19 protein-coding genes and 2 tRNA genes are annotated in these 22,707 nt (G+C 49.8%); 12 read left to right on the forward strand and 9 right to left on the reverse strand.

Annotation, left to right across the window (positions count from 1 at the left end; genetic code table 11):
- Positions 1-28 precede the first annotated feature (28 nt).
- The 3 genes from AC0YN4_RS14445 to AC0YN4_RS14455 all read right to left on the reverse strand — a co-directional run bounded on the left by AC0YN4_RS14445 (position 29) and on the right by AC0YN4_RS14455 (position 3,791).
- The gene (locus tag AC0YN4_RS14445) at positions 29-967 is read right to left on the reverse strand and encodes a YqhG family protein (protein WP_475780382.1); all 939 of its coding nucleotides are present in this window, start codon (positions 965-967) and stop codon (positions 29-31) included.
- Positions 964-2,802 carry a DEAD/DEAH box helicase gene (locus AC0YN4_RS14450; RefSeq protein WP_475780383.1) on the reverse strand — a complete coding sequence of 613 codons (1,839 nt, stop codon included), beginning with the start codon at positions 2,800-2,802 and terminating at the stop codon, positions 964-966. The genes AC0YN4_RS14445 and AC0YN4_RS14450 overlap by 4 nt, the downstream gene beginning before the upstream one ends.
- Positions 2,803-3,008: 206 nt before the next feature.
- Positions 3,009-3,791: a hypothetical protein gene (locus AC0YN4_RS14455; RefSeq protein WP_475780384.1), complete on the reverse strand. Its 783-nt coding sequence runs from the start codon at positions 3,789-3,791 to the stop codon at positions 3,009-3,011.
- Positions 3,792-3,931: 140 nt separating this feature from the next.
- On the opposite strand from AC0YN4_RS14455, the gene AC0YN4_RS14460 reads away from it, so the two are divergent.
- Positions 3,932-4,672 (forward strand): GNAT family N-acetyltransferase, encoded by a 741-nt coding sequence (locus tag AC0YN4_RS14460; protein WP_475836063.1) that lies wholly within the window; start codon positions 3,932-3,934, stop codon positions 4,670-4,672.
- A 21-nt stretch (positions 4,673-4,693) separates the two neighbouring features.
- Positions 4,694-5,119: a DUF1284 domain-containing protein gene (locus AC0YN4_RS14465; protein WP_475780386.1), complete on the forward strand. Its 426-nt coding sequence runs from the start codon at positions 4,694-4,696 to the stop codon at positions 5,117-5,119.
- A 42-nt stretch (positions 5,120-5,161) separates the two neighbouring features.
- Here the strand turns inward: AC0YN4_RS14465 and AC0YN4_RS14470 are convergent, their stop codons facing one another.
- Positions 5,162-6,052, reverse strand: a complete 891-nt coding sequence (locus tag AC0YN4_RS14470) for a LysR family transcriptional regulator (protein ID WP_475836064.1) — start codon at positions 6,050-6,052, stop codon at positions 5,162-5,164.
- A 106-nt stretch (positions 6,053-6,158) separates the two neighbouring features.
- Here AC0YN4_RS14470 and AC0YN4_RS14475 point away from each other — a divergent pair, with 106 nt between their 5' ends.
- The 5 genes from AC0YN4_RS14475 to AC0YN4_RS14495 all read left to right on the forward strand — a co-directional run bounded on the left by AC0YN4_RS14475 (position 6,159) and on the right by AC0YN4_RS14495 (position 12,509).
- Positions 6,159-7,439, forward strand: a complete 1,281-nt coding sequence (locus AC0YN4_RS14475) for an adenylosuccinate synthase (protein WP_475780388.1) — start codon at positions 6,159-6,161, stop codon at positions 7,437-7,439.
- 146 nt (positions 7,440-7,585) lie between these two features.
- A complete protein-coding gene (locus tag AC0YN4_RS14480; RefSeq protein WP_475780389.1) occupies positions 7,586-8,437 on the forward strand; it encodes a phytanoyl-CoA dioxygenase family protein in 852 nt (283 codons plus the stop codon).
- Between the two features lie 139 nt (positions 8,438-8,576).
- A complete protein-coding gene (locus AC0YN4_RS14485; RefSeq protein ID WP_475780390.1) occupies positions 8,577-9,470 on the forward strand; it encodes a cation diffusion facilitator family transporter in 894 nt (297 codons plus the stop codon).
- 132 nt (positions 9,471-9,602) lie between these two features.
- Positions 9,603-10,715, forward strand: a complete 1,113-nt coding sequence (locus tag AC0YN4_RS14490; protein ID WP_475780391.1) for a hypothetical protein — start codon at positions 9,603-9,605, stop codon at positions 10,713-10,715.
- A gap of 123 nt (positions 10,716-10,838) precedes the next feature.
- A complete protein-coding gene (locus AC0YN4_RS14495; protein ID WP_475780392.1) occupies positions 10,839-12,509 on the forward strand; it encodes a hypothetical protein in 1,671 nt (556 codons plus the stop codon).
- 69 nt (positions 12,510-12,578) lie between these two features.
- On the opposite strand, the gene AC0YN4_RS14500 is transcribed toward AC0YN4_RS14495, so the two are convergent.
- Positions 12,579-13,409, reverse strand: a complete 831-nt coding sequence (locus AC0YN4_RS14500; RefSeq protein WP_475780393.1) for a helix-turn-helix domain-containing protein — start codon at positions 13,407-13,409, stop codon at positions 12,579-12,581.
- Between the two features lie 180 nt (positions 13,410-13,589).
- Between AC0YN4_RS14500 and AC0YN4_RS14505 the strand changes: the two genes are divergently transcribed.
- The 4 genes from AC0YN4_RS14505 (at position 13,590) to AC0YN4_RS14520 (ending at position 19,018) form a co-directional block, all read left to right on the forward strand.
- Positions 13,590-14,981: a HEAT repeat domain-containing protein gene (locus AC0YN4_RS14505; RefSeq protein ID WP_475780394.1), complete on the forward strand. Its 1,392-nt coding sequence runs from the start codon at positions 13,590-13,592 to the stop codon at positions 14,979-14,981.
- Between the two features lie 230 nt (positions 14,982-15,211).
- Positions 15,212-16,924 carry a biosynthetic-type acetolactate synthase large subunit gene (gene ilvB, locus AC0YN4_RS14510; RefSeq protein ID WP_475836065.1) on the forward strand — a complete coding sequence of 571 codons (1,713 nt, stop codon included), beginning with the start codon at positions 15,212-15,214 and terminating at the stop codon, positions 16,922-16,924.
- On the forward strand, positions 16,921-17,412 hold the full coding sequence (gene ilvN / locus AC0YN4_RS14515; protein WP_475836066.1) for an acetolactate synthase small subunit: 492 nt from the start codon (positions 16,921-16,923) through the stop codon (positions 17,410-17,412). Before ilvB ends, ilvN begins: the two co-directional genes overlap by 4 nt.
- 148 nt (positions 17,413-17,560) lie before the next feature.
- Positions 17,561-19,018 carry an amidase family protein gene (locus AC0YN4_RS14520; RefSeq protein WP_475836067.1) on the forward strand — a complete coding sequence of 486 codons (1,458 nt, stop codon included), beginning with the start codon at positions 17,561-17,563 and terminating at the stop codon, positions 19,016-19,018.
- A gap of 384 nt (positions 19,019-19,402) precedes the next feature.
- Here AC0YN4_RS14520 and rbsK read toward each other — a convergent pair whose 3' ends face one another.
- From rbsK to AC0YN4_RS14540, 4 genes are all read right to left on the reverse strand, one after another.
- Entirely contained in the window at positions 19,403-20,320 is a 918-nt protein-coding gene (rbsK, locus tag AC0YN4_RS14525; RefSeq protein ID WP_475836068.1) for a ribokinase, read from the reverse strand.
- A gap of 167 nt (positions 20,321-20,487) precedes the next feature.
- A tRNA-Pro gene (locus tag AC0YN4_RS14530) sits at positions 20,488-20,564 on the reverse strand.
- Positions 20,565-20,571: 7 nt separating this feature from the next.
- Positions 20,572-20,647: transfer RNA gene (locus AC0YN4_RS14535), tRNA-Thr, on the reverse strand.
- A 65-nt stretch (positions 20,648-20,712) separates the two neighbouring features.
- The gene (locus AC0YN4_RS14540; protein ID WP_475836069.1) at positions 20,713-21,171 is read right to left on the reverse strand and encodes an N-acetyltransferase; all 459 of its coding nucleotides are present in this window, start codon (positions 21,169-21,171) and stop codon (positions 20,713-20,715) included.
- A 147-nt stretch (positions 21,172-21,318) separates the two neighbouring features.
- Here AC0YN4_RS14540 and AC0YN4_RS14545 point away from each other — a divergent pair, with 147 nt between their 5' ends.
- Entirely contained in the window at positions 21,319-22,695 is a 1,377-nt protein-coding gene (locus AC0YN4_RS14545; protein ID WP_475836070.1) for an aminotransferase, read from the forward strand.
- Positions 22,696-22,707 lie beyond the last annotated feature (12 nt).

The following is a 22,707-nucleotide window of genomic DNA, read 5'->3' on the forward strand; positions in this document are numbered from 1 at the left end:
TATTTTTGCCGGATAAAGAGAGATCTTGTTAACCAATGCCCTGGAGATAGAAAATCCCGCAGTTAATGGCAGAAGCCGTGACGCGAGGCTCATATTGCCAGCGGATTTCTTCTTGTCTGCGTTCGAACTGTTCGCTGATCAGCTGCTTATTCTCTTCTTCCGCGGAAGCCAGAAGGGGCTCATAATAATGATTGATCGTCGCTAACTCATCTGCCAAACGTTCAGCTGCTGCCTGGGCCCACGAGTAGTCATAGGTGCGAAGCTTGCGTTCCAGTGTTTGTTCTGCGATGGTAGCTGCTTTATTAAGGGATAGCGCGTTTTTGGCGGTATGCACATTAGGCGGCAGCTTCGGGGTCATGCGATGAGTCATCAGCCGATCATGAAATTGCTCGATACATTGTCCCGTTGCCAGCGACACGCCGAAGGAATGGATTTCTTCGCGCTTCATATCGCAGGCGAACTCTACTTTCATATTAACCCCAAGCCAAGCGCTGTAAGCAGTGGAGTGTAGAGGGTGGGCGCTTCGTTTCTCCGGTTCTTGGAACAAACATAGGTAGCTGCCGCCGCTGCGAGCTGACTCGAAGAGCTGATTCAATCGGCGGGAGCCATAATACAAATCCTCGCGCGGAACGCGAACATTCGTATTGAGCGTGCCGTGAATATGGCCGAAAGAGCGACTTAATGCCGCATCTGCCGCCGCATTCGCAGCGTTCGGGGCTGGGGGAGGCGGTGCTGCTGCCTGCGCCTGCTCATACTTCTGCTTATCGGTTACGAGCAGCATGGACATCGTTTCCGGATCGGCACCTGTACGGTCGACGAAGCTCCAATAGTAAGGCCGATTCGTCAGGTCACGGTCGGCCCTCGGTGAAAGCTTCACCTGAAAATGGGCAGGTGATTTCTCGTTAATCTGACAGCCCGTCGTCTCTAAATAACGCTGAACAAACTTGTGAATTTGACGTTCATTCATGGTCTCACCTCAATTGTCTGCCCAACGGCGTTCATGACTGCATTGATTGCGCCCATTTCCATAGGCTCCTCTAATTCAACCTCGTCGCGAATGCGGCTGAGTGAATTACCAAGCTCGTCGATTTGCATGCGCAGCTGATCTTGATTGCCGCCAGACTCCAGCATTAATCGGGCAAGGCGCTGTTCCAGCGTTTCGCTCTTCTCGAAACGCTCCAGAATATGATCAAGCTCCCCGATTACAAGCTCGAACAGATTGATTTTCTCATGCAGCAGACTGACGATATGCTCTTCAATGGTGCCGATCGTACAGAGGTTATAGATGCGCACGTCGCTTGTTTGCCCGAGACGATGGACTCGTCCGATCCGTTGTTCGACCCGCATCGGATTCCAAGGCAAATCGAAATTGATCATGTGATGACAGAACTGCAGGTTGATCCCTTCCCCGCCGGCCTCTGTTGCAATCAGCACCTGCGCGCGTCCGCGGAACAGGTCCATCATCCAATCCTTCTTACCGCGGTTCATCCCGCCTCGATAGGGGACAGCAACCATATTATTGGAGCGGAAATATTGCAGCAGATATTCCTGCGTTGCCCGATACTCCGTGAAAATGATTACTTTATCGTTCATCTCGCGAACGAGCTCCATCGTTTTCTCCGCTTTGGTATTGGCGGTGATGCCGCGGATAACCTCGACCAGTTCCCAAATTTTCGCTCGCAGCGGAGAGTCTTCTGCCGTCTTCTTGAACATGTTGACCAGCGTGAGGAACACGGCATCGCGACTGCTGCAAACTTCTCTTTGGAGCGTGACGAGAGAGAGGAGGCTTGACCAATCGCCTTGGCTCTCATCGACCCGATCACGCACAAATTTGGTGACGGCATCATATAGAGCCTGTTCTTCTGTGGAGAGCGAAAGCGGGATATTCTTCACGATTCGTTTGGTGAATTGAATGCCGCCGTCTCCGCGACGATTCCGAATCATGACCGAGGATAACGCTTCATGCAGCTGTTCCTCGTTCTTCGGCAGCCGCTTGTCCACGACGAAATTAGCGGCAAATTCACTCTGGCCGCCTAGTTGTCCCGGCTTGAGCAGCGTAATTAAGTTATATAACTCGTCCAAATCGTTCTGGACAGGAGTAGCCGTAAGCAAGAGGCAGTACTTCTTGCGCAGCAAATTCACGAATTGATAGTTGGTTGTTTTCTTGTTCTTCAGCTTATGCGCTTCGTCGATGATGAGGATATCGTAGTCTTGACCGAGCAGCTTCTCGCGATGGGGCTCTCGCTTCGCCGTATCCATGGAAGCTACGACAACATCATAGGCCCATGAATGGTCCTTCTTCTGCGCCACGGCAGAGATACCGAATTTACTGTTCAACTCACGCACCCATTGCAGGACGAGGGAAGCCGGAACGAGCACAAGAGCGCGCTTTACAAGCCCGCGCACCATATATTCTTTCAGCACTAAGCCGGCTTCGATGGTTTTGCCGAGTCCGACCTCATCGGCGAGAATCGCACGGCCGCTCATCTCATGCAGTACTTTTCGAGCCGTGCTGATTTGATGCGGCATCGGCTCGAAGGAAGGGAGGCTGCGCAAGCATTGCAAATCATCGAAGCTCTCAACCAGCTTCGACTGTTCGGCTTCAATAGCCAATTGGTACATCGTCCACTCGTCCCAAGGACCGTTACGGTCGACGCGTTCTTGCAATTGATGAAGCCATGTGCGATCGAATTGCAAATCTACGCTCGGGTGCAGCTTGCGTTTCACGGCAGAAGCTGAGCCCGGGCTTGAAGCGGGGCCTGAAAGATTTTCTCCGTTTACGGGATCATAGTTCGATTGCATAGGTTGGAGGAGCTCCTTTCTCTGGCCGATCGGAATGCATCGACTGACGGGCATGCAAATGGTTATCCTTCGTAGGTAGTAGTATTTCCTTGCAGCAGCGATTTCATAAGATAAAGCTTGAAAAAGGTCGAAATTTCTGGAAAACATAAAAAAGAGAAGCCATGTAACATGGCTTCTCTCTGCGAGCTGCAAATCAGAATCGTCGACTAGGATTCTTCTTTCGTGATTTTGCCGGGATTGTTAATCTTGTAGGCAACGGGATGTTTCGTTAATTTCTTGGCGACGATCTTGCATTCGAACGTAATCGTATCGCCAACAGCAAGCTCTAGTTTCTTCAGCGTATTGCTATGGCTGGACCAGGCTGCGCCTAATTCTAGGGTCGGCTCTTCAATCGACACTTCCTCGTAGATGACTACCTCGTCATCCGTATCGGAGAAATTGTTCGGAACGGTCGTAAACTCTTTAACCGTTGCTCTCATCTTCACCTTCTCCTCCGGAAGCTCCAGCTTCGGCGCTTTCTCTTTCTTCGCTTTCTTGGCAGCGGGTTTCTCCTCGGACTTCGCTGCTGTCGATTCGGCTGGCGCCTCTTCGATGGCCGAAGCAGCAGCCACCGTAGCCGTAGCCGACTCTATTGGTTGTTCCGACTCCGCTTCAACAGTTGGAGCGATAACTGCAGCAGAAGCATCTTCCGTATCGCTGCCTTCATCTTCAGTTGCTGTCGCTTGTCTTTGTCCGAAGCTTGCCGTTTGCATTTCCTTCAAGTAGGAAGGATGAATGCAGTGCTGCTTGTCGCCCAGCTCAAGGACTGCTGTCATTTTATCGACATAACCAACAATGGAGCAGACGGTATGAACGGCGTTATTTTTGTAGATAAATGTTTTCGATTTGGAGGCTTTCTCGGAGAGCAGGCCCCATTCTTTCAACTTCTGTATTTGCTCTTCTTCATTCTCGAAGGGTGTGTATGTAAGAGGTGCGATCAGTTGTGCCATCTCTTCTCCGCCTTTCTTAGTAAATGCTTGTCTCATTTTAACATTTTTTCAGCTTAGGATGAAGTAAAGAAGAGTTGAATAATTACTCATAAATATGTATATTTATACTAAATTTGATTTGGGAGAGGAGCCGCATGCCTATGAACAAAATGATAGAAGAATTGACACTGAACGCTTGGCCGTCCCTACAGACGGTCGTTTATGACGGATGGCTGCTGCGATTTGCTTATGGGTATACGAAACGATCCAATTCCGTAAGCGCACTATACGCCTGCGATAATCATCAATTAGAAGAACGAATTGCAGCTTGCGAATCGCTGTATAACGAAGCAGGTCAGGATACGATTTTCAAAATAACGCCTTTCGGTCCGCCCGAACTGGATCAAATTCTAGCGCAGCGCGGGTATGCCATTACGGACCCCTCCCGTGTTATGATAATAGAAAGTTTAGCCGACGTGCCGGCACCGGAGCTGCAAGACATCAAGATGGAAGGCTCGCTCAGCGAGACGTGGCTCCATACAATGTGCGAAATGAACCGAATAACAGGTACCAACATACGGATCGCTGCTCAAATCATAACAAGCTCGAAACAGAAGCAAGGTTATTTCACATTAGAGGTAAACGGTGAACCGGTCGCATGTGGATTAGGCGTAATCGAACGAGGGTACATCGGTTTATATGATATTGTAACCGCGGAAGCACAGCGTAATCGAGGGTATGGGGAGCAGTTGATCCGTCATATGCTCCACTTCGCGAGAGAGCAAGGTGCAGCGAAGGGGTATTTGCAAGTCGTCCAGAGCAATGCGTCAGCGAACCGTCTGTACGGGAAACTGAATTATCAAGAGAGTTATCCCTATTGGTATCGAGTGATGAAGCGGTAAGTTTTGTTAAGGTGGGATATAATGTCGATTCAATTGCGCGGGCATCATTTATTATGTTTATTAGGTTTTCGGGGGATGGGGTATTCGGCGGACTTCTCGGCGAATATGACCGTCGTCTATAACAAGCTGCGTGATGAGCCTGATTCACGAGTAGCCATTGTCAAAGGTCCGGATGACTTATGCGCGTGCTTTCCATCCGATGTGGAGCCGCATTGCCATAATGTTTCCGTTGCGAAACACGATGAGCGGATTCTGCAAAAGCTCGGGTTAGACTTTGGCATGGAACTGCTCTGGTCTGACGTTATTGAGCGGGTAAGGTCGAACGTAGTCCCGGAAGATATTAATACGTTGTGTTACACCTGCCAGTGGCGAAGCTACGGTGTCTGCGAAGCAGGAGTTCGGATAATTAAACAAGGGGAGTGGCTCCCGCCGCTTCCGACCCAATAAGACCCACCTAAGACGGTTTTTACACCGTTAGGTGGGTTTTTTCTATGTTAACGGGAGCATCGATAGAAACCGATTGGAGGCTGCGGAGAGCGGGACGCCTCGCAATGTAGCGATACCGATATAACGCTCGGGCAGCGGTGGTTGGAGCGGGATCTCGAACAGCTCACCGGAAGCAATTTCGTGCTCGATATAGTTGCGAATAACGAAGGCAAGCCCGAACCCTCGGATTGCGAATTGCAATAGAAGATCGATACTGCCAAGCTCAAGTTCGGGCTGCAGCTGGATGCCTTGTTCAGCCGCCCATTCGCTGAGGCGGCGTCTTGTGCTGCCTCCGGGCTCTAACATTAACAAGGGATACCGGTAAAGCTCATGTACGTTAAGCGGAGAAGCCGAACCCGCTAAATCCGCGTACTTCTTGCTGCCTACCAAACAATCCTGCTGAGGAAGACTCCGTTTGATATCGATTTTGGCATTGCTTGCCGGCAGATTAATAATGCCGAAATCGATCTTGCCGTCGGTTAACAGATCAATCGTTTCCGGTGTAGTCCGATTAGTGACATGGATACGCACTTGCGGAAATTGGTGATGAAACTGCTCCAAGAAAGGCATCAGATAATGCTTGCATAGCGTATCGCTCGCGCCGATTCGGATTTCTCCGCTTTCCAGGTTATGCATCTCGGCGATACGTTTCTCGCCGGATTCTATGAAGCTGAAGGCTTGCTCGATATAACGAAATAACACCTCGCCTTCCGCTGTCAATACTACGCCTTTAGCAGAGCGGAAGAATAGCTGTCCGCCGAGTGCGCCTTCCAATTGCTTTAAGATATGGCTGACTGCAGGCTGCGTAATATGCAGCTTCTCCGCCGCGCGTGATAGACTGCCTGTCTTGGCTGTCCAATAGAAGCTTCGATACCACTCCGAATTAATAGTCATTAACTCACCTAATATCTGATATAAGTAATATCAATTATTTTGATACATTCACAACCATTATAATCAAATTTGTAAGGAAGGATCAACAATTAGGAGGCGTGGCTCTATGACGGTAACGGCCATTGTAGGTGCAAATTGGGGAGATGAAGGCAAAGGAAAGCTGACGGATGTACTGGCAGCACAGTCTTCCTATGTCGTTCGATTTCAAGGAGGCAGCAACGCAGGTCATACGATCATTAACGGCTATGGGAAGTTTGCTCTACACATGCTGCCATCCGGGGTGTTTTATCCAAACGTGACGAATGTGATTGGTCCGGGTACCGCTGTTGACGTGAATATGCTTATGAGAGAAATCGAAGAGCTGCAAGTGCGCGGTGTGCCGAAGCCGAAAGTGGTCGTTTCGGAGCGGGCGCAGGTTGTGGTGCCGATACATGTCCAATTCGATGGACTCGAGGAAGATCGACTTGGCGAGCGGAGCTTTGGTTCGACCAGACGCGGAATCGCGCCTTTCTATGCGGATAAGTACGCAAAGCTTGGTATTCAAGCAGCAGAGCTGTTCGATAGGGATCGCCTCTATCGACGCTTGGAACAGATGCTCGCAGCGAAGAACGTGACACTGCAGCACTTGTATGGGCAATTGCCTGTGAAAGCCGATGATTATATCTCGGAGCTCATGGCGTATGGGGAGAAGCTTCGCCCTTATTTGGCGGATACGACAAGTCTGCTGCATGAAGCATGGATGAGAGGCGAGTCCATTCTGGTCGAAGGTCAGCTCGGTGCCCTCCGTGATCCCGATCATGGCATTTATCCGTACTCAACTTCCTCTTCTACCTTATCCGGCTTTGCTGCCGTTGGAGCTGGTATTCCTCCCTATGCGATTGGGCATGTCATTGCCGTTACCAAAGCTTACTCCAGCTGCGTTGGCGCCGGACCATTCGTGGCGGAGCTAAGCGGCGATGAAGCACATGAGCTGCGGTTACGAGGCGGAGACGCAGGCGAGTTCGGTGCGACGACCGGCCGTCCGAGACGAGTAGGCTGGTTCGACGCCGTTGCAACAAGGTACGGCTGCATGGTGCAGGGCGCAACTGAGGTTGCGCTTACCAACCTCGATGTGCTCGGTTACTTGGATCAAATTCCGATTTGCACAAGTTATCTGCTTGCGGATGGCAAGAAGATCGAACGGTTTCCCGTTACAGCCCAGCTCGAAGAGGCCAAACCGATCTGGACATCGCTGCCCGGCTGGAAGTGTTCGATATCCGAAGCAAGAACTTTCGACGAGCTGCCGCAAGAAGCGCAGGCCTATGTCCGTTTTGTAGAAGCATCGATAGGTGTTCGCGTGTCGACCGTTTCGGTTGGGCCGCGCAGAGAGCAGTTGATTCATAGATAAGCCAGCAGTTAGTTCGGCAGGCATAAGCCCGACAGAGCCAAGCGGCAGGAATACTCTTGAACGAGTCGAAATAGGTTGAGGATAGACAATGAACCATATGCGAGTAGTCGATTCTCAAATTATTGGCGGGAGTGTGTGTAGCTGTTATGCAGGAATTCACTGTATCGAGCCAGCAGAAAGCGTTCTTCGACACGTTCGGGTATTTGGTATTTCGGGGGTTAATGCAGGATCGTATCATGGAGATTACGGAAGAGTTTGATGCCGTATTTACGAAACACGGGGGAAACTTCAACGGCAAGCCGCATAATTTCAAGAAAACATCCACGATCGTCGCTTTTCTGGGCCACAGCGAGAAGCTGGCTTCGCTGCTTGATGATCCGCGCGTACACATGATTTGTTCCACGCTGCTTGGTGACGACTACAACTATCTGACGAGTGCGGGTAACAAATATGTCGGGGACACGGGCTGGCACTCCGATACTTCGATGGATAAGCGTTGGCCTGGTAATCTCAAGAGCCTCAATGTATCCTTCTACTTAGATCCGGTTACCAAAGAAACAGGTGCGCTGCGCGTCATTCCGGGCAGCCATTATATCGGTGATCAGTTTACCGAACTTCTTAAAGAGCACATTCATAAGGCGGATATGCAGGGACAGTGGGGCGTTGATCGCGCAGACCTGCCGGCTGTGCCGCTCGAGATTAGACCCGGGGACTTGCTGGTCTTCAATAACTATATGAAACATGCTGCTTTTGGCGGCGGGAATAATCGGCGTGTGCTATTGATTAATTTCTCCAGACATTATACGGAAGAGCATATGGCTGAGCTGCATGAGTATGTGAGCACATTCGCCCCTTATTGGGTGGAAGAGCTCCATGGCGAAGCCGTGCTGCGTGGTGCAAGCAGCGAGCGGTTGCGCCATCTGCGCCAAATTCAAGAGAATCAAGCACATTTGCCTGAGCTCGCCAGACAAGCGAAAGCAGCCGCAACCCAGCCATAATCGCTTCAAGCAAAACAGGCTTTTCCGACTTCCTCGGAAGAGCCTGTTTTGTGCTTCCGTACCTTGCGTTTGAATGTCATAAAGTGTAATATCTCCATTATTATGATCGATGGCAGAAGAGGGGAATGAAGAGGGACACATGGAAAGCAAAGCATCCATCGTCGCGATGTGGATCTCTCTGATCAGCAATGTGCTTCTGACTGGTATTAAGCTAATCGTCGGTATATTGTTTCAGAGTCAAGTTCTCATTGCAGACGGTATTCACAATGCCGGCGACGTTATCGCAACGGCTACGGCGTACAGCTCTATGCGCGTCTCGGGCAAACCGCCGGATGAGGATCATCCCTACGGACATGGCAAGGCCGAGGTGCTTGGAGCGGGAATTGTTGCTTTTATCCTCATTGCCGCCGCTTTATATATGGGTTATCATGCCGTACTCACGTTCTTCGAGCCGCCGACAGAAGCGCATCTCATCGCACTTGCAGCCGCAATCGTTTCCTTGATCGCCAAGCAATTTCTATATATGTACACGATGCGCATCGGGAAGGAATCGAAGAGTAAAGCCATGCTCGCTACCGCATACGACCATTTGGCCGATGTCTATGCTTCATTGGCAGCAACGGTTGGGATTGGTCTTGGCTGGTTGGGAGAGAGGATGGACATTAGCTGGCTCAGCTACGGTGATCCCGCGGCAGGGGTGATCGTATCCCTCCTCGTATTGAAGCTGGGTATCGATATGGCGCGAGAGACGGCTGATGTCCTGATGGACAAGAGTCTAAGTCCGGAGAAAATCGAGGATATAACGGAGCATTTGCGCGAAGTTCCTGAAGTGAAACGGATTGATCGATTGCGTGCAAGAGAGCATGGTCATTACGTGCTAGTGGATGCTAGGGTCGCGGTCCTCGGAACGCTTTCCATACAAGAAGGACATGATATTATTAGAACCATCAAGAAGAAATTGATGGACGCCCATCCGGAAGTAGATGAAGTGCTCGTTCATTTAAATCCATGGTATGAGGATGATCACCATTAGCTTGATTCGGTCTGGACGATAGCGTCCAGATCGTTTTTTTATTTTTTATTGCAACCTTTCTGTAGGTAGGCGCGTCTGGAGATCATGTAGGCCTACAACCACTAGAACAGAACGCGAAGGGAGAACGAAATAATGAACAAGAAGAAACTCATCATTGTAGCAACGATTGCGGGGCTACTTGGCACAACAGCAGCAGTAGAAGCATCCGGTTTTATGAAGAAAGTAAATGGATTCCTCCGCGGTGACATTGATGTTACTGTAGACGGTAAAGCAACTTCCTTGGAGCCGGTATTTATTAATGGCCAAGCCTATCTCCCAGCACGCGGCGAAGCGGCAGCGCTTGGTTACGAGCTGCACTATAACGCAAAAACGAAAGTTCTTGAACTTACTTCCAAAAATCAACCGGAGGAAGGCGAGTCGAATTTGATTAATGTGTCCGGCATTATCGAAGATGTTCGTCCTACTCAAGATGGTTCCGTACAGATCAGTGTAGTTGGCAGAGGCCAAAACAACTGGATCGTATTGACTGTCGATAAAGAAACCGTACTTACGAATCAAGAAGGCAAGCCGTTTGCTGCTAAAGATTTGAAAGCAGGCTTCGAGCTTACGGCTGAATACGGCCCAATCGTTGCAATGAGCTACCCAGGTCAATCGCATGCCGTGAAGGTTGTAGTTGGTACTGAACGCTTGGTTAAAGAAGATGTCATTCAATCCGTCGAGAAAACAAGCGAAGGCTGGCAAGTGAAATTCGGCGACGCCAAAGAAACTACACTGGTTCTTAATTCCGGTAAAGAAACAACGATCCGTGATACCGAGCGTCAACCGATTGAATGGTCGGCTTTGAAAGCTGGCATGAAAGTTCGCGCTTACTATGGTCCTGCGATGACGAAGAGCCTTCCGCCAATCAGCCCGCTTCAATTCCTGGTAGTGACAGAGCAATCTGCTGCGCTATCCCCGGCACAAGTAACTGAATATCGTGAGCTTGCTTGGAAACAGCTTTCCGATGATCAGAAGAAACATGTGGTAACGAAGAAAGACGAAGCAGAAGTTACAATCGTACCTGCTTCTGATGCAGCACTCTTCCCACAAGATGACAAGAAGAAAGCATACGAGGATTATGTAGCTAAGAAAGGCAACGTAGTTCTTGTTACTTATAAAACAGACGATGACGCGCTGCTAGGGCCGCTAACACTAGGGTTCAGCTCCGATTCCAAAGAATACTTCGGTAACCGTATTCGTAGATAGTAAGTAATAAAGAAGAGGGTTGTTCTGAAGTCGCCGGAAGGTGACGGAGGGACAATCCTCTTTTTTGTCGAATAGAAGAGAGGAAGAACACGGATGAATATCCATTAGGAGGAAGTTACTTCAATGCTGCAACGGATTTGGAAGTACCGGATGCATTATTTACTCGTCATCCCGCCATTACTGCTTTGGTTGATTTTCAAAGGAATTCCATTCTTCATGATGCTGTACGGTTCATTTGTCAATTTTGTCATCTTTAAAGGGTTATACGGCAGCGACTGGGTAGGGTTGGAGAATTTCCGTAACCTGTTTAATCTGCCTGCGTTTACGTCCGTACTAAGCAACACGTTATCGATGAAGCTTGCATATACGGCAGTCGGCGGCATCTTCGCGCTCGGTGCAGCTCTCGCGCTTAGCGGCATAGGGTTCCGCAGGCTTAGAGGCGGATTAACCACCTTGTTCCTGATCCCTTACTTCATTCCATCGGCAATTATCGTCTATATTACGATGCTTACTCTATCGCAGAGCCAGTCTCCGTTCGGTATCCAATCGATGCCGCTCGCACATTCGGAGCTGTTTCCAATGACACTCGTTCTTGTAGAAGTGTTCAAAACCTGCGGCATTCCCATTCTGATCGCTCTTACGGCGATAGGTGCAAGACAAGCGGCAATGGACAACGGAAGCATTCGAGCTCGCAGCAGCTATTTGCACCGCAACGTCATCCCTGCAATGAAGGCTGTTACGGCATTCATGCTTATGCAGCTGGGATCGCTTCTGACGATGGATTCGGAGCTGCAGCGATTGCTGGTCAATCCGCTGGTAATGGAGACAGGGGATACACTGGATAGCTTTGGTTTCCGAACGGTGTTTATGAATGCCGAATACAATCTGGCCGGACCGCTAGCCCTATTTCAGTTTGTCGTTCAATTTAGTTGCTCCCTGCTTGCATACTTTCTCATTAGAGGTCTGTTCGCGCGTGAGTTGTTTCCTTCAGCTAGCGGTGCTGCTGCTATCCAATCAACCGGCAAAGGGAAAAATACCGCCGGCATCCTGATCAGTATCGTACTTTCTTCAGCCGTATTCATCCTGCTGTACTTGCTCTTCATTTATCCATTTATGCATCAATTGTCCGGCTCCGTGCCAGATCATTTGCTAAGTCCTTATCGCTATGTGCTGTATATGGTCATGGACTTGGTTGCGGTCACCGTCTTCATGATCATTACGGCGGCGCTTGCTTTCCCGCTAACCGTCACGGATTTGCCGGGAAGGGGGCTGTATAAGCTCATGCTGCTGGCATTGCTGACTATTAGCAGCTCAACGTTTCATGAATATTTGTTTTATCGGGACTTACATATGAGCAATACGATATTCCCGCTGTTTTTCACGGGGTTCTACTCGATTCTGCCTATCTTCATCTTGAAGAGCATCTTTAACCGTAAATTCGGCAATCGCAGGGAAGAGGCAGCCGCGGCGGGTCGAGGAGAGACATTTATCTTCTTCAACGTTTACATACTTTCCATCTGGAAGCCGCTTCTCGCGCTGGGAGCTCTTCATTTCGTTATGCTGTGGAGCTCGTTCACGCAGGCTTTCGTCCACTTGACGAATCCGCAGACGTTTCCGCCGCTCATGACGTTCGTTAACGCGATGAATGAGATCGGTGATGCGGGACCTGTATATTCGCAGGCTGACCTGCTGCTCGCCGGCGCCATCATATCGCTCCCGTCGTTGTTGATCCTGCTGCTCATGCGCAGATGGCTGACGGGCGAGGTCATGGTGTCGACGATGAAGAATTTGTAGCTTATGCAACGACAAAGGCGCTCCTACCTGCAGCTATTAATCTGCAGGGGAACGCCTTTTTGCTGTATTCTACGTATGGAGTGTGCGATATTCCGTCGGGCTTTGCCCGGTTTCTTTGCGAAAGAATTTAGCGAAATGGTTCGTTTCCTTAAAACCGATCTGATCCGCAATTTCCTTGATGCTCTGTGTCGTGCTCGTCAGTAGGATCTTTGCTTTATCCACTCGTTTGCGACTGACGTATTTAAGCGGCGGCACTCCGAAATGCTTCTTGAAATAGGCGATAAAATAATTCGGATGCAAATGAGCCGCCTTCGCCATATCCTCGATGCGCAAATGACCGGCCATATGGCTGTCGATATATTCCTGGATGAACTGAATTCGCTTCAGATCCTCCGAGCGATGCTGCAAAATCGTAATCGGCACATGCTCCAAATACCGCGCAATAATCTCCAGCATAATCGACTTCTCACGCAGCCGTGAGATGACGGAATCGCTTTGCCGCAGGCTGACCAGCAGCTTGAACAAGGCGGTCATTTCTTCTTGATCGGCAATGCCAATGTACAGCGGAACGCCGATCCATTGGAATAAGTCAAAGGGACCGATTGAAGCCGTGAAGTGGCACCAATATTTGAGGAACGGCTTCTTCCCATTAAGAACGGAATAGGATTGTTTCGTGAAAGCAGGCATCAAGCAGATCTCGCCAGGGGATGGCAGCATCTCCTGATTGTCCACCTTCAGCCAGCCTTCTCCTTCCACAATATAATAGAACTTATTATATTCGGGCACGTAGTCCATATCGACCCACTCGGTGGTCACCTGTGTTTTGTGAGCGGTGATGACGTCGATTTGAAGTGCGCGTAAGAGATCGGTTAAGGCGTGATCTGCACGTAATATCGTCATTGGAATTCTCCCGGCTATAAGGCATTTGAATGATTTTCTCTTATCATAGAGCATTTCGAGGGTTCATGAAACCGCAATCTTAGTTTTAGCACCTTCATTCTTATTTCTAGCCATTACATCGGTGGCAGCATCCTCCTATAATCAAGTTGAAGAAGTAATCCTATAGGAGGCTCAACAGAAATGACGACTGCGCAACCCCTTTTGTTGACTGATGAACAAGTCAAATCGTTTATTACAGATGGCTTTCTTATTCTAAAAACAGATTTCCCGCGTGAATTTCACGAGCGTTTAGTAGAGCAGCTCAATAGTATTTATGATACCGAAGGCAACCCGGGCAACAACATTTTGCCGCGGATTCGCGACTTGCAGCGCGTATTTGAGAACCCGGTTATCACCGGGGCGTTGACCAGCGTGCTTGGCCCGAATTATTTGCTCCATACGCACAGACACGGACATTACAACTCCGTACCGAAGCCGGGCGGCTGGCACAAAGACAGCTACTGGGGCTACAACCGGTTGCGCAATCATCACCCATGGTGGGCAATGATTATGTACTTCCCGCAAGATACGCCTATTGAGCTTGGGCCAACAGGTGTTATGCCTGGCACGCAATATCAAGACAGCCGCACCTTTGCTTCGGATGAAACGGCAGAGGAAGCGACTGCAAACGGAGAAGCGGGGACATTTGCGCTGATCCACTATGATATTTGGCATCGTTCGACTCCGAACTTGATCGGCAAGCCGCGCTTCATGCTGAAATTCGAATTCATGCGTACGGAAGCTCCGCAATCGCCGACTTGGGACAATCAAGAGCAGTCCTGGGCTGCTGTTGCAGGAGATGAGAGCAACAATCCGATTGCCGAAGAGGTTTGGAACTGGATGTCCGGCAATACTGCGGCGCTTGCGGGCACGAAGCCAGCTGATGCTGCAGAAATTGCCAGCCTTTCAACTCGTTTGAACGGAAGCGAAGAGCAGGATGCTTTGAATGCCGCCTACGAGCTTGCGACAAGAGGCGAAGCAGGCGTTCAAGCCTTGCTAGGCGCACTTGAGCTGGAGAAGAAAGTATCCCGTATCGCTTCTTACGGATTGTCCGTAGCCGGCGAGGAAGCTGTTGAAGGATTGCTTCAAGCGCTTCGCGCTGAGAATGAAGATGTCGTTAACCATGCCATCTTCGCTTTGTCGGAGCTAAGAGGTTACGCAGATCGAGCTGTTTCTCACGTAGCGGCTCAACTGGATCACCCGTCCGCGAAAATAAGACGCACTGCAGTTGACGCCCTCGGTATGATCAGCGCGAATGCAAAGCTAGTCGTTCCCGCTCTGATCAAAGGCTTGCAGGACGAGGATACGCAAGTTCGCTTCACAGCAGGTCTGTCGCTTGTTCGAATCGGCAAAGACGCTGCAGATGCTGTTCCGGCATTGGCAGAGCAGCTGGCACACGAGAACCGTTATGTCCGCGGCCACGCACTTGAAGCGCTGCGCTATATCGGCACGCCGGAAGCGCATGAAGTGTTGATTCAAGAGCTGTTCAATACACGCTGGTGCTCGGATACAACGCCTGCGAGCACGTTCTAAACACAAATAACAATTGAGAATCCCTCTTCGGAGGGATTTTTTGTTGTCATTCAAATGAACGATAGATATTATCTATCATTTGCATAGAAACAACGATATTGATCTATTATTTTGAATCTCATAGAATGGGGCAACAGGAGCAATAACGGCTTCGGGTGGTAACACTGCAGCTTCGATGGGAGGATAAATAAATGAAACCTATAGAGATCCAGCAATCGACTCATGAATGGATGAATAATCTCACAAAGAACGATAGGGTTACCGGTTCAGAGGCTCTTATCCGAAGTTTACTGCTTGAAGGTGTGGAGTGCGTGTTTGGAATCCCGGGAGGAAGTGTCCTAAACATTTATGACGCTTTTCATGAGATGCCGCAGTTTAAGCATATTTTATCTCGTCATGAACAAGGGGCGATCCATGCTGCAGACGGCTATGCGCGTGCAACGGGTAAAGTTGGGGTTTGTTTTGCAACTTCGGGACCTGGGGCAACTAATCTGGTTACGGGGATTGCTACTGCTAATATGGACTCTGTTCCACTGGTTATTATTACTGGCAACGTCTCGACAGCTCTACTGGGTACGGATGCATTTCAGGAAGCGGATATCACAGGCATTACATTGCCAATCTCGAAGCATAACTATTTAGTTCATGATGTCAATGAACTGCCCAAGGTTATTCATGAGGCCTTCTACATTGCTTCCACTGGACGAAAAGGCCCTGTTGTGATCGATATTCCAAAGGATGTATCCAGTCAAATGATGAACTATCAACATCCGACGACAGATAAGCCTGAGGTCAGGGGATATCGTCCGGACATTCAACCGAATATGACGCAAATCGAGAAGTTGCTTGTCGCAATCGGAGAAGCCGAACGTCCTGTCATTCTGGCCGGCGGCGGCGTTATCTATTCCGATGCAGCCAAGGATTTACTTGAATTTGTCGAGAAAACCCGGATCCCCGTTACGACGACATTGCTTGGTTTAGGCGGATTTCCGAGTGCGCATGAATTATGGATGGGTATGCCCGGCATGCACGGAACTTACACAGCCAATAGAGCGTTACAAAATTGCGATCTTCTCATCAGTATTGGAGCACGTTTTGATGACAGAGTAACGATGAAAACCAGTGGATTTGCTCCTAAGGCGAGAACGATCGCACATATCGATATCGATCCGGCGGAAATTGGAAAAATCGTTGAAACGGCCATTCCTTGTATCGGCGATGTGAAATCCGTACTTCAACAGGCGAATCTTCATCATGCCAAGCCCAGCCAATCAGAAGCATGGCTGTCAGAAATTCAAGCAAACAAAAATAAGTATCCACTTCGTTACACGAATTCCGAAATCACGCTAAAACCACAATTCGTCATTGAAATGATCAGCGAAACGACCAATGGTGAAGCAGTCGTCACAACGGACGTAGGCCAGCATCAAATGTGGGCTGCTCAATTTTATCAGTTTAAGCACCCGCGTTCGTTAATTACCTCAGGTGGACTTGGCACGATGGGCTTTGGTTTACCGTCTGCGATTGGGGCACAGGTAGGTCTCCCGGACCGAGTTGTAGTTTCCGTCAATGGTGACGGCGGGTTTCAGATGTGTGCACAAGAGCTTGCGGTTTGCGCGGCTCATAACATTCCTGTGAAGATCGTCATTCTGAATAATCAGGTCCTCGGGATGATCCGGCAATGGCAAGAAATTATTTATGACAATCGCTTTAGTCATATGGATCTCTCTGGCAGTCCGGATTTCGTGAAATTGGCAGAAGCCTACGGCGTTAAAGGGCTCAGGGCATCCAATCAAGAAGAGGCTCATCGAGTATGGAACGAAGCTTTGGAAACACCGGGACCTGTTCTAATCGATTTTGTTATCAGTCAAGATGAGAATGTCTTTCCGATGGTTACCCCCGGTTCCACGATCGATGACATGATTATGGGGGATGAATCATGAAACGACATACGATTTCTGTTCTTGTAAACAACCATCCGGGTGTATTGCAGCGAGTTGCCGGATTATTCGGACGCCGAGGCTTCAACATTGACAGTATAACGGTAGGACAATCAGAAGAAGCAGGATTATCTCGTATGATTATTTTGACATCCGGCGATGATAAAATGCTCGACCAAGTGAACAAACAGCTTAATAAACTTATTGATGTTATTCAAATTGATGAGTTAACTGCAAATCCGCTGGTTGATCGCGAGCTTGCACTTATCAAAGTAAGCGCACTGTCCAAAGTGAAACCGCAGATTATTAGTATTGTTGAATCCTTTCGTGCTTCGATTGTCGATATTGGAGTAGAGAGTCTAATTGTTCAAGTTGTTGGCGAACAAGATAAAATAGCTTCTTTAATCGAGCTGCTGAAACCGTATGAAATCTTGGAGCTGTCCCGTACTGGAGTGACGGCTATGAATCGTGGAGAGTGTAATCACGAGTGATACGAGACAATCAAAGACATGTAGCCTAGATGCGGTACACTACTACCGAATCTAGGCTCTTTTTCTTCCCACAAAGTTTATAGCGATCATGTACAATAGAACTAGATTGTGTGTGAGTGACGTTTATCCATAGCCGGAGGGGAAGAAGATGAGCATTGTAATCGAAGAAGCCACCATAGCTGATATGCAGGCTGCGATGGAAAACGGTGAAATCACATCCAGAGAGTTAGTTCTGATCTACATGGAGCGCATTGCTGATCATGACAAGAATGGCCTCACCATTAATTCTGTGCTTGAGCTGAATCCCGATGCCTTGTTTATCGCGGATGCACTTGACGCCGAGCGAGCGAATCGCGGGGCTAGAGGTCCGCTGCACGGCATTCCGATCCTGCTGAAGGACAACATTAACACCGGTGACAAAATGCACACAAGCGCAGGCTCACTCGCACTTGCAAGCCTCTATGCCGGTGAAGATGCTTTCATTGTAAAGCAGCTTCGTGAAGCGGGGGCAGTCATACTGGGCAAAGCGAATATGACTGAGTTTGCGAATTTTATGACAGAAGGCATGCCCTCCGGATACAGCTCCCGAGGTGGACAAGTACTAAATGCTTATAATATTTCGACGCCTACCGGTGGATCAAGCTCAGGCTCAGGGGTTGCTGTTTCTTGTAATTTCTGCATGGCGGCAATCGGCACTGAAACATCCGGCTCCATTATTAATCCGGCCAATTTGAGTTCTACCGTTGGCATCAAGCCGACGGTTGGACTCGTTAGCCGCTCAGGTATTCTCCCGCTTTCCAATAGCCAGGACACGGCAGGCCCGATGGCACGAACCGTTACGGATGCTGTTTTGCTGCTCGATGCGTTGGTGCAGGTGGATGAGGCAGATCCGGCCATGGGCAGCAGTTTAGGGAAGCGTCAGACGGACTACGCACAGTTTCTTGAGTTAGGCGGATTGGAAGGGGCTCGCATCGGTGTTCCGCGCGATTATTATTTTGAAGAGTTAACGCCGGAGCAGTTGGACATCTTCGACCAAGCGCTTAGAACGATGCGTGAGCTCGGTGCCGAAATTATTGATCCAGCCAATATTCCGACAGCTAGGGAAATTGCCTATTCCTCAGTCATCTTGAATGAGTTCAAAGGCTCACTTCATGCGTATCTGTCCGCGCTGCCCTCGAACGCACCGGTCCGCTCCTTGGCGGAGATCATCGGGTTCAATGAAGCGCATCCAGAGGAAACGTTGAAATACGGCCAATCCTTACTGCTGCTCGCTGAAAAAAACACTTCCGGCACACTAACGGAGACACAGTATTTAAGGGATCGACTAACGGATCTCCGGCTATGCCAGGTTGAAGGCATCGATGCCGTTATGAGGGAAGATCGATTGGACGCTTTGTTGTTCCCGGCGGACTTTGGCTCACGCATAACGGCCCGGGCAGGGTATCCATCCATAATTGTCCCGGCTGGCTACACCTCAGCCGGCGTCCCGTTCGGCGTTACATTCTCAGGCAAGGCTTATAGCGAACCGCGGCTGATTCAATTGGCTTATGCTTATGAGCAGCGCAGCAAGGTGCGAAAGGCGCCTTCATTGAAAAGTTATATATAGGGTTTAGGAGAGGGACTGTCTCAAACGTTCGCAAAGCGACTTTTGAGAAGGTCTCTCTTTGCGTTGTAGCAGATGATGGGGGAGCCGCGCGAAAGAGAGGTACTGGGTACCGCTCATAAGTGAGAAAATGGAGGTTTGGAGCTAAGAGAGGTACTGGGAACCGCACATGAGCGAAGAAAGGTGGATTGGAGCAAATGAGAGGTACTGGGAACCGCACATGAGCGGTAAGTAGCGTACCTAGAGGTCTACATTAGCAGGAAGTCTGGAAAATGGGAGAAAGTAGCTTACCCAGAGGTCTACATTAGCTTGTGTAACGCTAGTCTTCATGATGCCAAAAAGGAGCTAAGCGCACCTAAGCCGCTCAGCTCCTTTTCATCAAACAAACTAACTCAAGTTCTGAAGTGTCGGCATGCCGTCCTGCGCGCCGAATACGGTTACGGAATAGGAGGCTGCTTTGACAGCCAGCGGCAGCGTCTGGTCAAGTGGCCAGCCGCTTGCGATGCCGAAGCAGAGCGCTGCATTAAACGAATCTCCGGCACCGGTCGTGTCTACGACTTTCACAATTGGGGCAGCCACGGTGACGATGCCATCAGCAGTGGCGCATGAAATGCCATGTTTACCGCGTGTGACAATCAAGGTTTGGTGCGGATACCGTTTCTGCCAGTCGGTCATTCGTTCGAACAGCTGCTCCTCCGAAGTGATCGACACACCGCAATACAACTCAAACTCAGTCTCGTTCGGCGTAAAATAATCCGCCAGCGCAATTTGCGCTTCCGTAAGCGGAAGGGCAGGGGCCGGGTTCAGAACCGTGCGCACGCCGGCTTCACGTGCAATCCGAAGCGCGGTCTCTACAGCAGGCATCGGGATTTCCAACTGAACGATGAGCATATCCGATTGTTGGATCAGCTCAGCATGCGCCTTGATGCTTTCAGCGCTATTGTGCCCGTTTGCGCCAGGCACGATGACGATGCAATTATCCTCTGACGTGTGCATGATGGTCGCCGTGCCTGTCGAAGCACCTTCAAGCACGGAGATGGCTTCCGTATGCACACCGAAATTCCGCATCCGTTCCATAATTTCCGATCCGAAGGCATCCTCGCCAACGGCACCGATCATCTTAACCTCTGCGCCGAGCCGTGCACAACCGACGGCCTGGTTAGCGCCTTTTCCCCCGGAAATGTAGTGGATTTCATCGCCTTGCACGGTTTCGCCAACCTTCGGCATCCGCTGCATTTTCAGAACGAGGTCCATATTCAAGCTTCCTGCTACCGATATCTTGGGCTGCTTTGCCACAATGGTCATCCTTTCCTGCGAAGCTGATGTAAGCGTTTCTATCATTTCCTGAATATAGCATGTGCTAAATTGAAGCGTCAATGCGTCGTAGTGATATTCAAACAATAAAAAAAACCTTGAGCTTAGCGCTCAAGGTTCTCTTCTATGACTCTATTCTATGATACATTATGTATATATGGTCGGGACGACACGATTTGAACATGCGACCCCCTGGTCCCAAACCAGGTGCTCTACCAAGCTGAGCTACGTCCCGCGGTAAGTGGTGCCGGCGAGAGGATTCGAACCCCCGACCTACTGATTACAAGTCAGTTGCTCTACCAACTGAGCTACACCGGCGCGCGTTTTTACCGAAACACAAGACGTATCTTACCACAGAGAAAATAATTTATGCAAGTCCCATTTTAAAAATTTTTATTAGTCCAATGAATTCGATTCTGCTCATCGATCGTGAAGCCGAACTTGGTGTAGAAATGACGGAGCCTCTCCAGATGCTCCTTATGTTCGGCAGCCTGCATACGTCCCTCGATATGACGAATATTCTCCTCCACAGCCCGCGTTAATAACTGTTCCATCATTAATGAGCCGTAGCCTTGATTGATTTTCTCCCCCAGAATGCGAATGTATTGGAGAATCCAAGCGCACTGACCTTCAATAGAAGTGATGTACATACTGAGGTCATTCCGATGACGTTTGGTCGCAATACCTGATGCAAACACAATTCTCGCATGGATATCAAAGCCCTTATTCGGGGAGTACAGAATGGCGGAATCGCCTTGCCGCGTTTGCACAATCCGGTGTACGTAACAATTGTCGTTTGAAATGAGCTCCATCTGCCTATGAATGCAGTTTTCGATCATCATCAGTGACCTCCCGGTTTGGATGAGCATACCTGTATGTACATATTATTGTCCATCCGAATAAGAAATGACAACCTATTGCCATATCGACGAAAGAGGCCGAATAAACTGAACTAAGAAGTAGATTGAGATGGATGAAGGGGTGGGGAAATGAGCGGCGATCAATCGGTATCCGGCACGGAGGAGCTGCTTTCGAAGGATCGGAAGTACGTATGGCATCATATTTCGCCTCATAATGACAACCCGCTGATTTTTGTTTCCGGGGATGGCTGCTGGATAACGGATGCGGAGGGCAAAAGGTATTTCGACGGCATGTCGGGACTCTGGTGCGTGAATGTCGGTCATGGCAGAGAGTCGATTGCGCGGGCTGCTTATGAGCAAATGAAGACGATTGCATACTCGCCTATGATGCAGACTCATGTTCCGGCAATTGAGCTGGCGGAGAAGATCAACGAATGGCTGGGCAGCGATTATCGTATTTTCTATTCTAATTCCGGCTCGGACGCGAACGAAGTAGCTTTCAAGATTGCTAGGCAGCATTTTCATCAAAATGGGGAGCCGACCCGCCATAAGTTTATTGCCAGGCATCGTGCCTACCACGGAAGCTCCTTCGGTGCTCTAAGCGCAACCGGCCAAGCGCAGCGCAAGCTGAAGTACGAGCCGCTTGGTGCAGGTTTCGAGCATGTGCCGCCGCCATATTGCTATCGCTGCCCGTTTGGACAAACCCAAGGCAGCTGCAAGCTGGAATGTGCAGAAGCGATCGAGGACGCGATTAATTGGGAAGGCGCGGATTCCGTCGCAGGCGTCATTATGGAGCCGGTCATTACCGGTGGCGGCATGATCGTGCCTCCGCCTGAATATTTGCCGAAGGTACGCGAGATTTGTGATAAGTATGGCGTACTGCTCATCATGGATGAGGTCATCTGTGGATTCGGCCGATCGGGTGAGCGATTTGGTCATCACAATTACGGCGTAGTGCCGGACATCGTAACGATGGCGAAAGGACTGACCAGCGGGTATTCACCTCTCTCGGCTACGGCTGTGCGTGCGAGCTTGTACGACAGCTTTAAGACGAAGGAAGCGAACAGCCACTTCCGGCATGTGAATACATTTGGAGGCAATCAAGTATCGTGCGCGGTTGCGCTGGCGAACTTGGCGATTCTGGAAGAGGAACGGTTGGTGGAACGGTCGGCCTATTTGGGGCAAGAGCTCGGTCAGCGCCTTCAAGTCCTGCGAACGCATCCAAACGTCGGCGACATAAGATTGTTCGGCTCAGCATGTGGGATTGAGCTTGTGGAGGATCAAGCGTCGAAGCTCCCGGCAACTGCAGACAAGGTGCTCAGCGTCATCGGAGAATGCAGGCGCCGCGGTTTGCTCGTTGGGAAGAACGGCGACACCGTTCCGGGCTTCAACAACATTATTACGCTCTGCCCGCCGCTTATTACTTCGGATGAAGAGCTTGAATTTATAGCAGGAACCGTAATCGCGGCAATCGGGGCTTTAGCAACTACTCAACCAGCCGGTTGAACAAGAAAGGAG

It is taken from the genome of Paenibacillus sp. J22R3 (assembly GCF_056269305.1).

Excerpts from the sequence above, each read along its gene's own strand:
- AC0YN4_RS14445 (WP_475780382.1), bottom strand. The coding sequence starts at position 967 with ATGAATGAACGTCAAATTCACAAGTTTGTTCAGCGTTATTTAGAGACG.
- AC0YN4_RS14465 (WP_475780386.1), top strand. The coding sequence starts at position 4,694 with ATGTCGATTCAATTGCGCGGGCATCATTTATTATGTTTATTAGGTTTT.
- AC0YN4_RS14485 (WP_475780390.1), top strand. The coding sequence starts at position 8,577 with ATGGAAAGCAAAGCATCCATCGTCGCGATGTGGATCTCTCTGATCAGC.
- AC0YN4_RS14460 (WP_475836063.1), top strand. The coding sequence starts at position 3,932 with ATGAACAAAATGATAGAAGAATTGACACTGAACGCTTGGCCGTCCCTA.
- AC0YN4_RS14475 (WP_475780388.1), top strand. The coding sequence starts at position 6,159 with ATGACGGTAACGGCCATTGTAGGTGCAAATTGGGGAGATGAAGGCAAA.
- AC0YN4_RS14545 (WP_475836070.1), top strand. The coding sequence starts at position 21,319 with ATGAGCGGCGATCAATCGGTATCCGGCACGGAGGAGCTGCTTTCGAAG.
- AC0YN4_RS14500 (WP_475780393.1), bottom strand. The coding sequence starts at position 13,409 with ATGACGATATTACGTGCAGATCACGCCTTAACCGATCTCTTACGCGCA.
- rbsK (WP_475836068.1), bottom strand. The coding sequence starts at position 20,320 with ATGACCATTGTGGCAAAGCAGCCCAAGATATCGGTAGCAGGAAGCTTG.
- AC0YN4_RS14480 (WP_475780389.1), top strand. The coding sequence starts at position 7,586 with ATGCAGGAATTCACTGTATCGAGCCAGCAGAAAGCGTTCTTCGACACG.
- AC0YN4_RS14520 (WP_475836067.1), top strand. The coding sequence starts at position 17,561 with ATGAGCATTGTAATCGAAGAAGCCACCATAGCTGATATGCAGGCTGCG.
- AC0YN4_RS14450 (WP_475780383.1), bottom strand. The coding sequence starts at position 2,802 with ATGCAATCGAACTATGATCCCGTAAACGGAGAAAATCTTTCAGGCCCC.
- ilvN (WP_475836066.1), top strand. The coding sequence starts at position 16,921 with ATGAAACGACATACGATTTCTGTTCTTGTAAACAACCATCCGGGTGTA.
- AC0YN4_RS14495 (WP_475780392.1), top strand. The coding sequence starts at position 10,839 with ATGCTGCAACGGATTTGGAAGTACCGGATGCATTATTTACTCGTCATC.
- AC0YN4_RS14540 (WP_475836069.1), bottom strand. The coding sequence starts at position 21,171 with ATGATGATCGAAAACTGCATTCATAGGCAGATGGAGCTCATTTCAAAC.
- AC0YN4_RS14490 (WP_475780391.1), top strand. The coding sequence starts at position 9,603 with ATGAACAAGAAGAAACTCATCATTGTAGCAACGATTGCGGGGCTACTT.
- ilvB (WP_475836065.1), top strand. The coding sequence starts at position 15,212 with ATGAATAATCTCACAAAGAACGATAGGGTTACCGGTTCAGAGGCTCTT.
- AC0YN4_RS14470 (WP_475836064.1), bottom strand. The coding sequence starts at position 6,052 with ATGACTATTAATTCGGAGTGGTATCGAAGCTTCTATTGGACAGCCAAG.
- AC0YN4_RS14455 (WP_475780384.1), bottom strand. The coding sequence starts at position 3,791 with ATGGCACAACTGATCGCACCTCTTACATACACACCCTTCGAGAATGAA.
- AC0YN4_RS14505 (WP_475780394.1), top strand. The coding sequence starts at position 13,590 with ATGACGACTGCGCAACCCCTTTTGTTGACTGATGAACAAGTCAAATCG.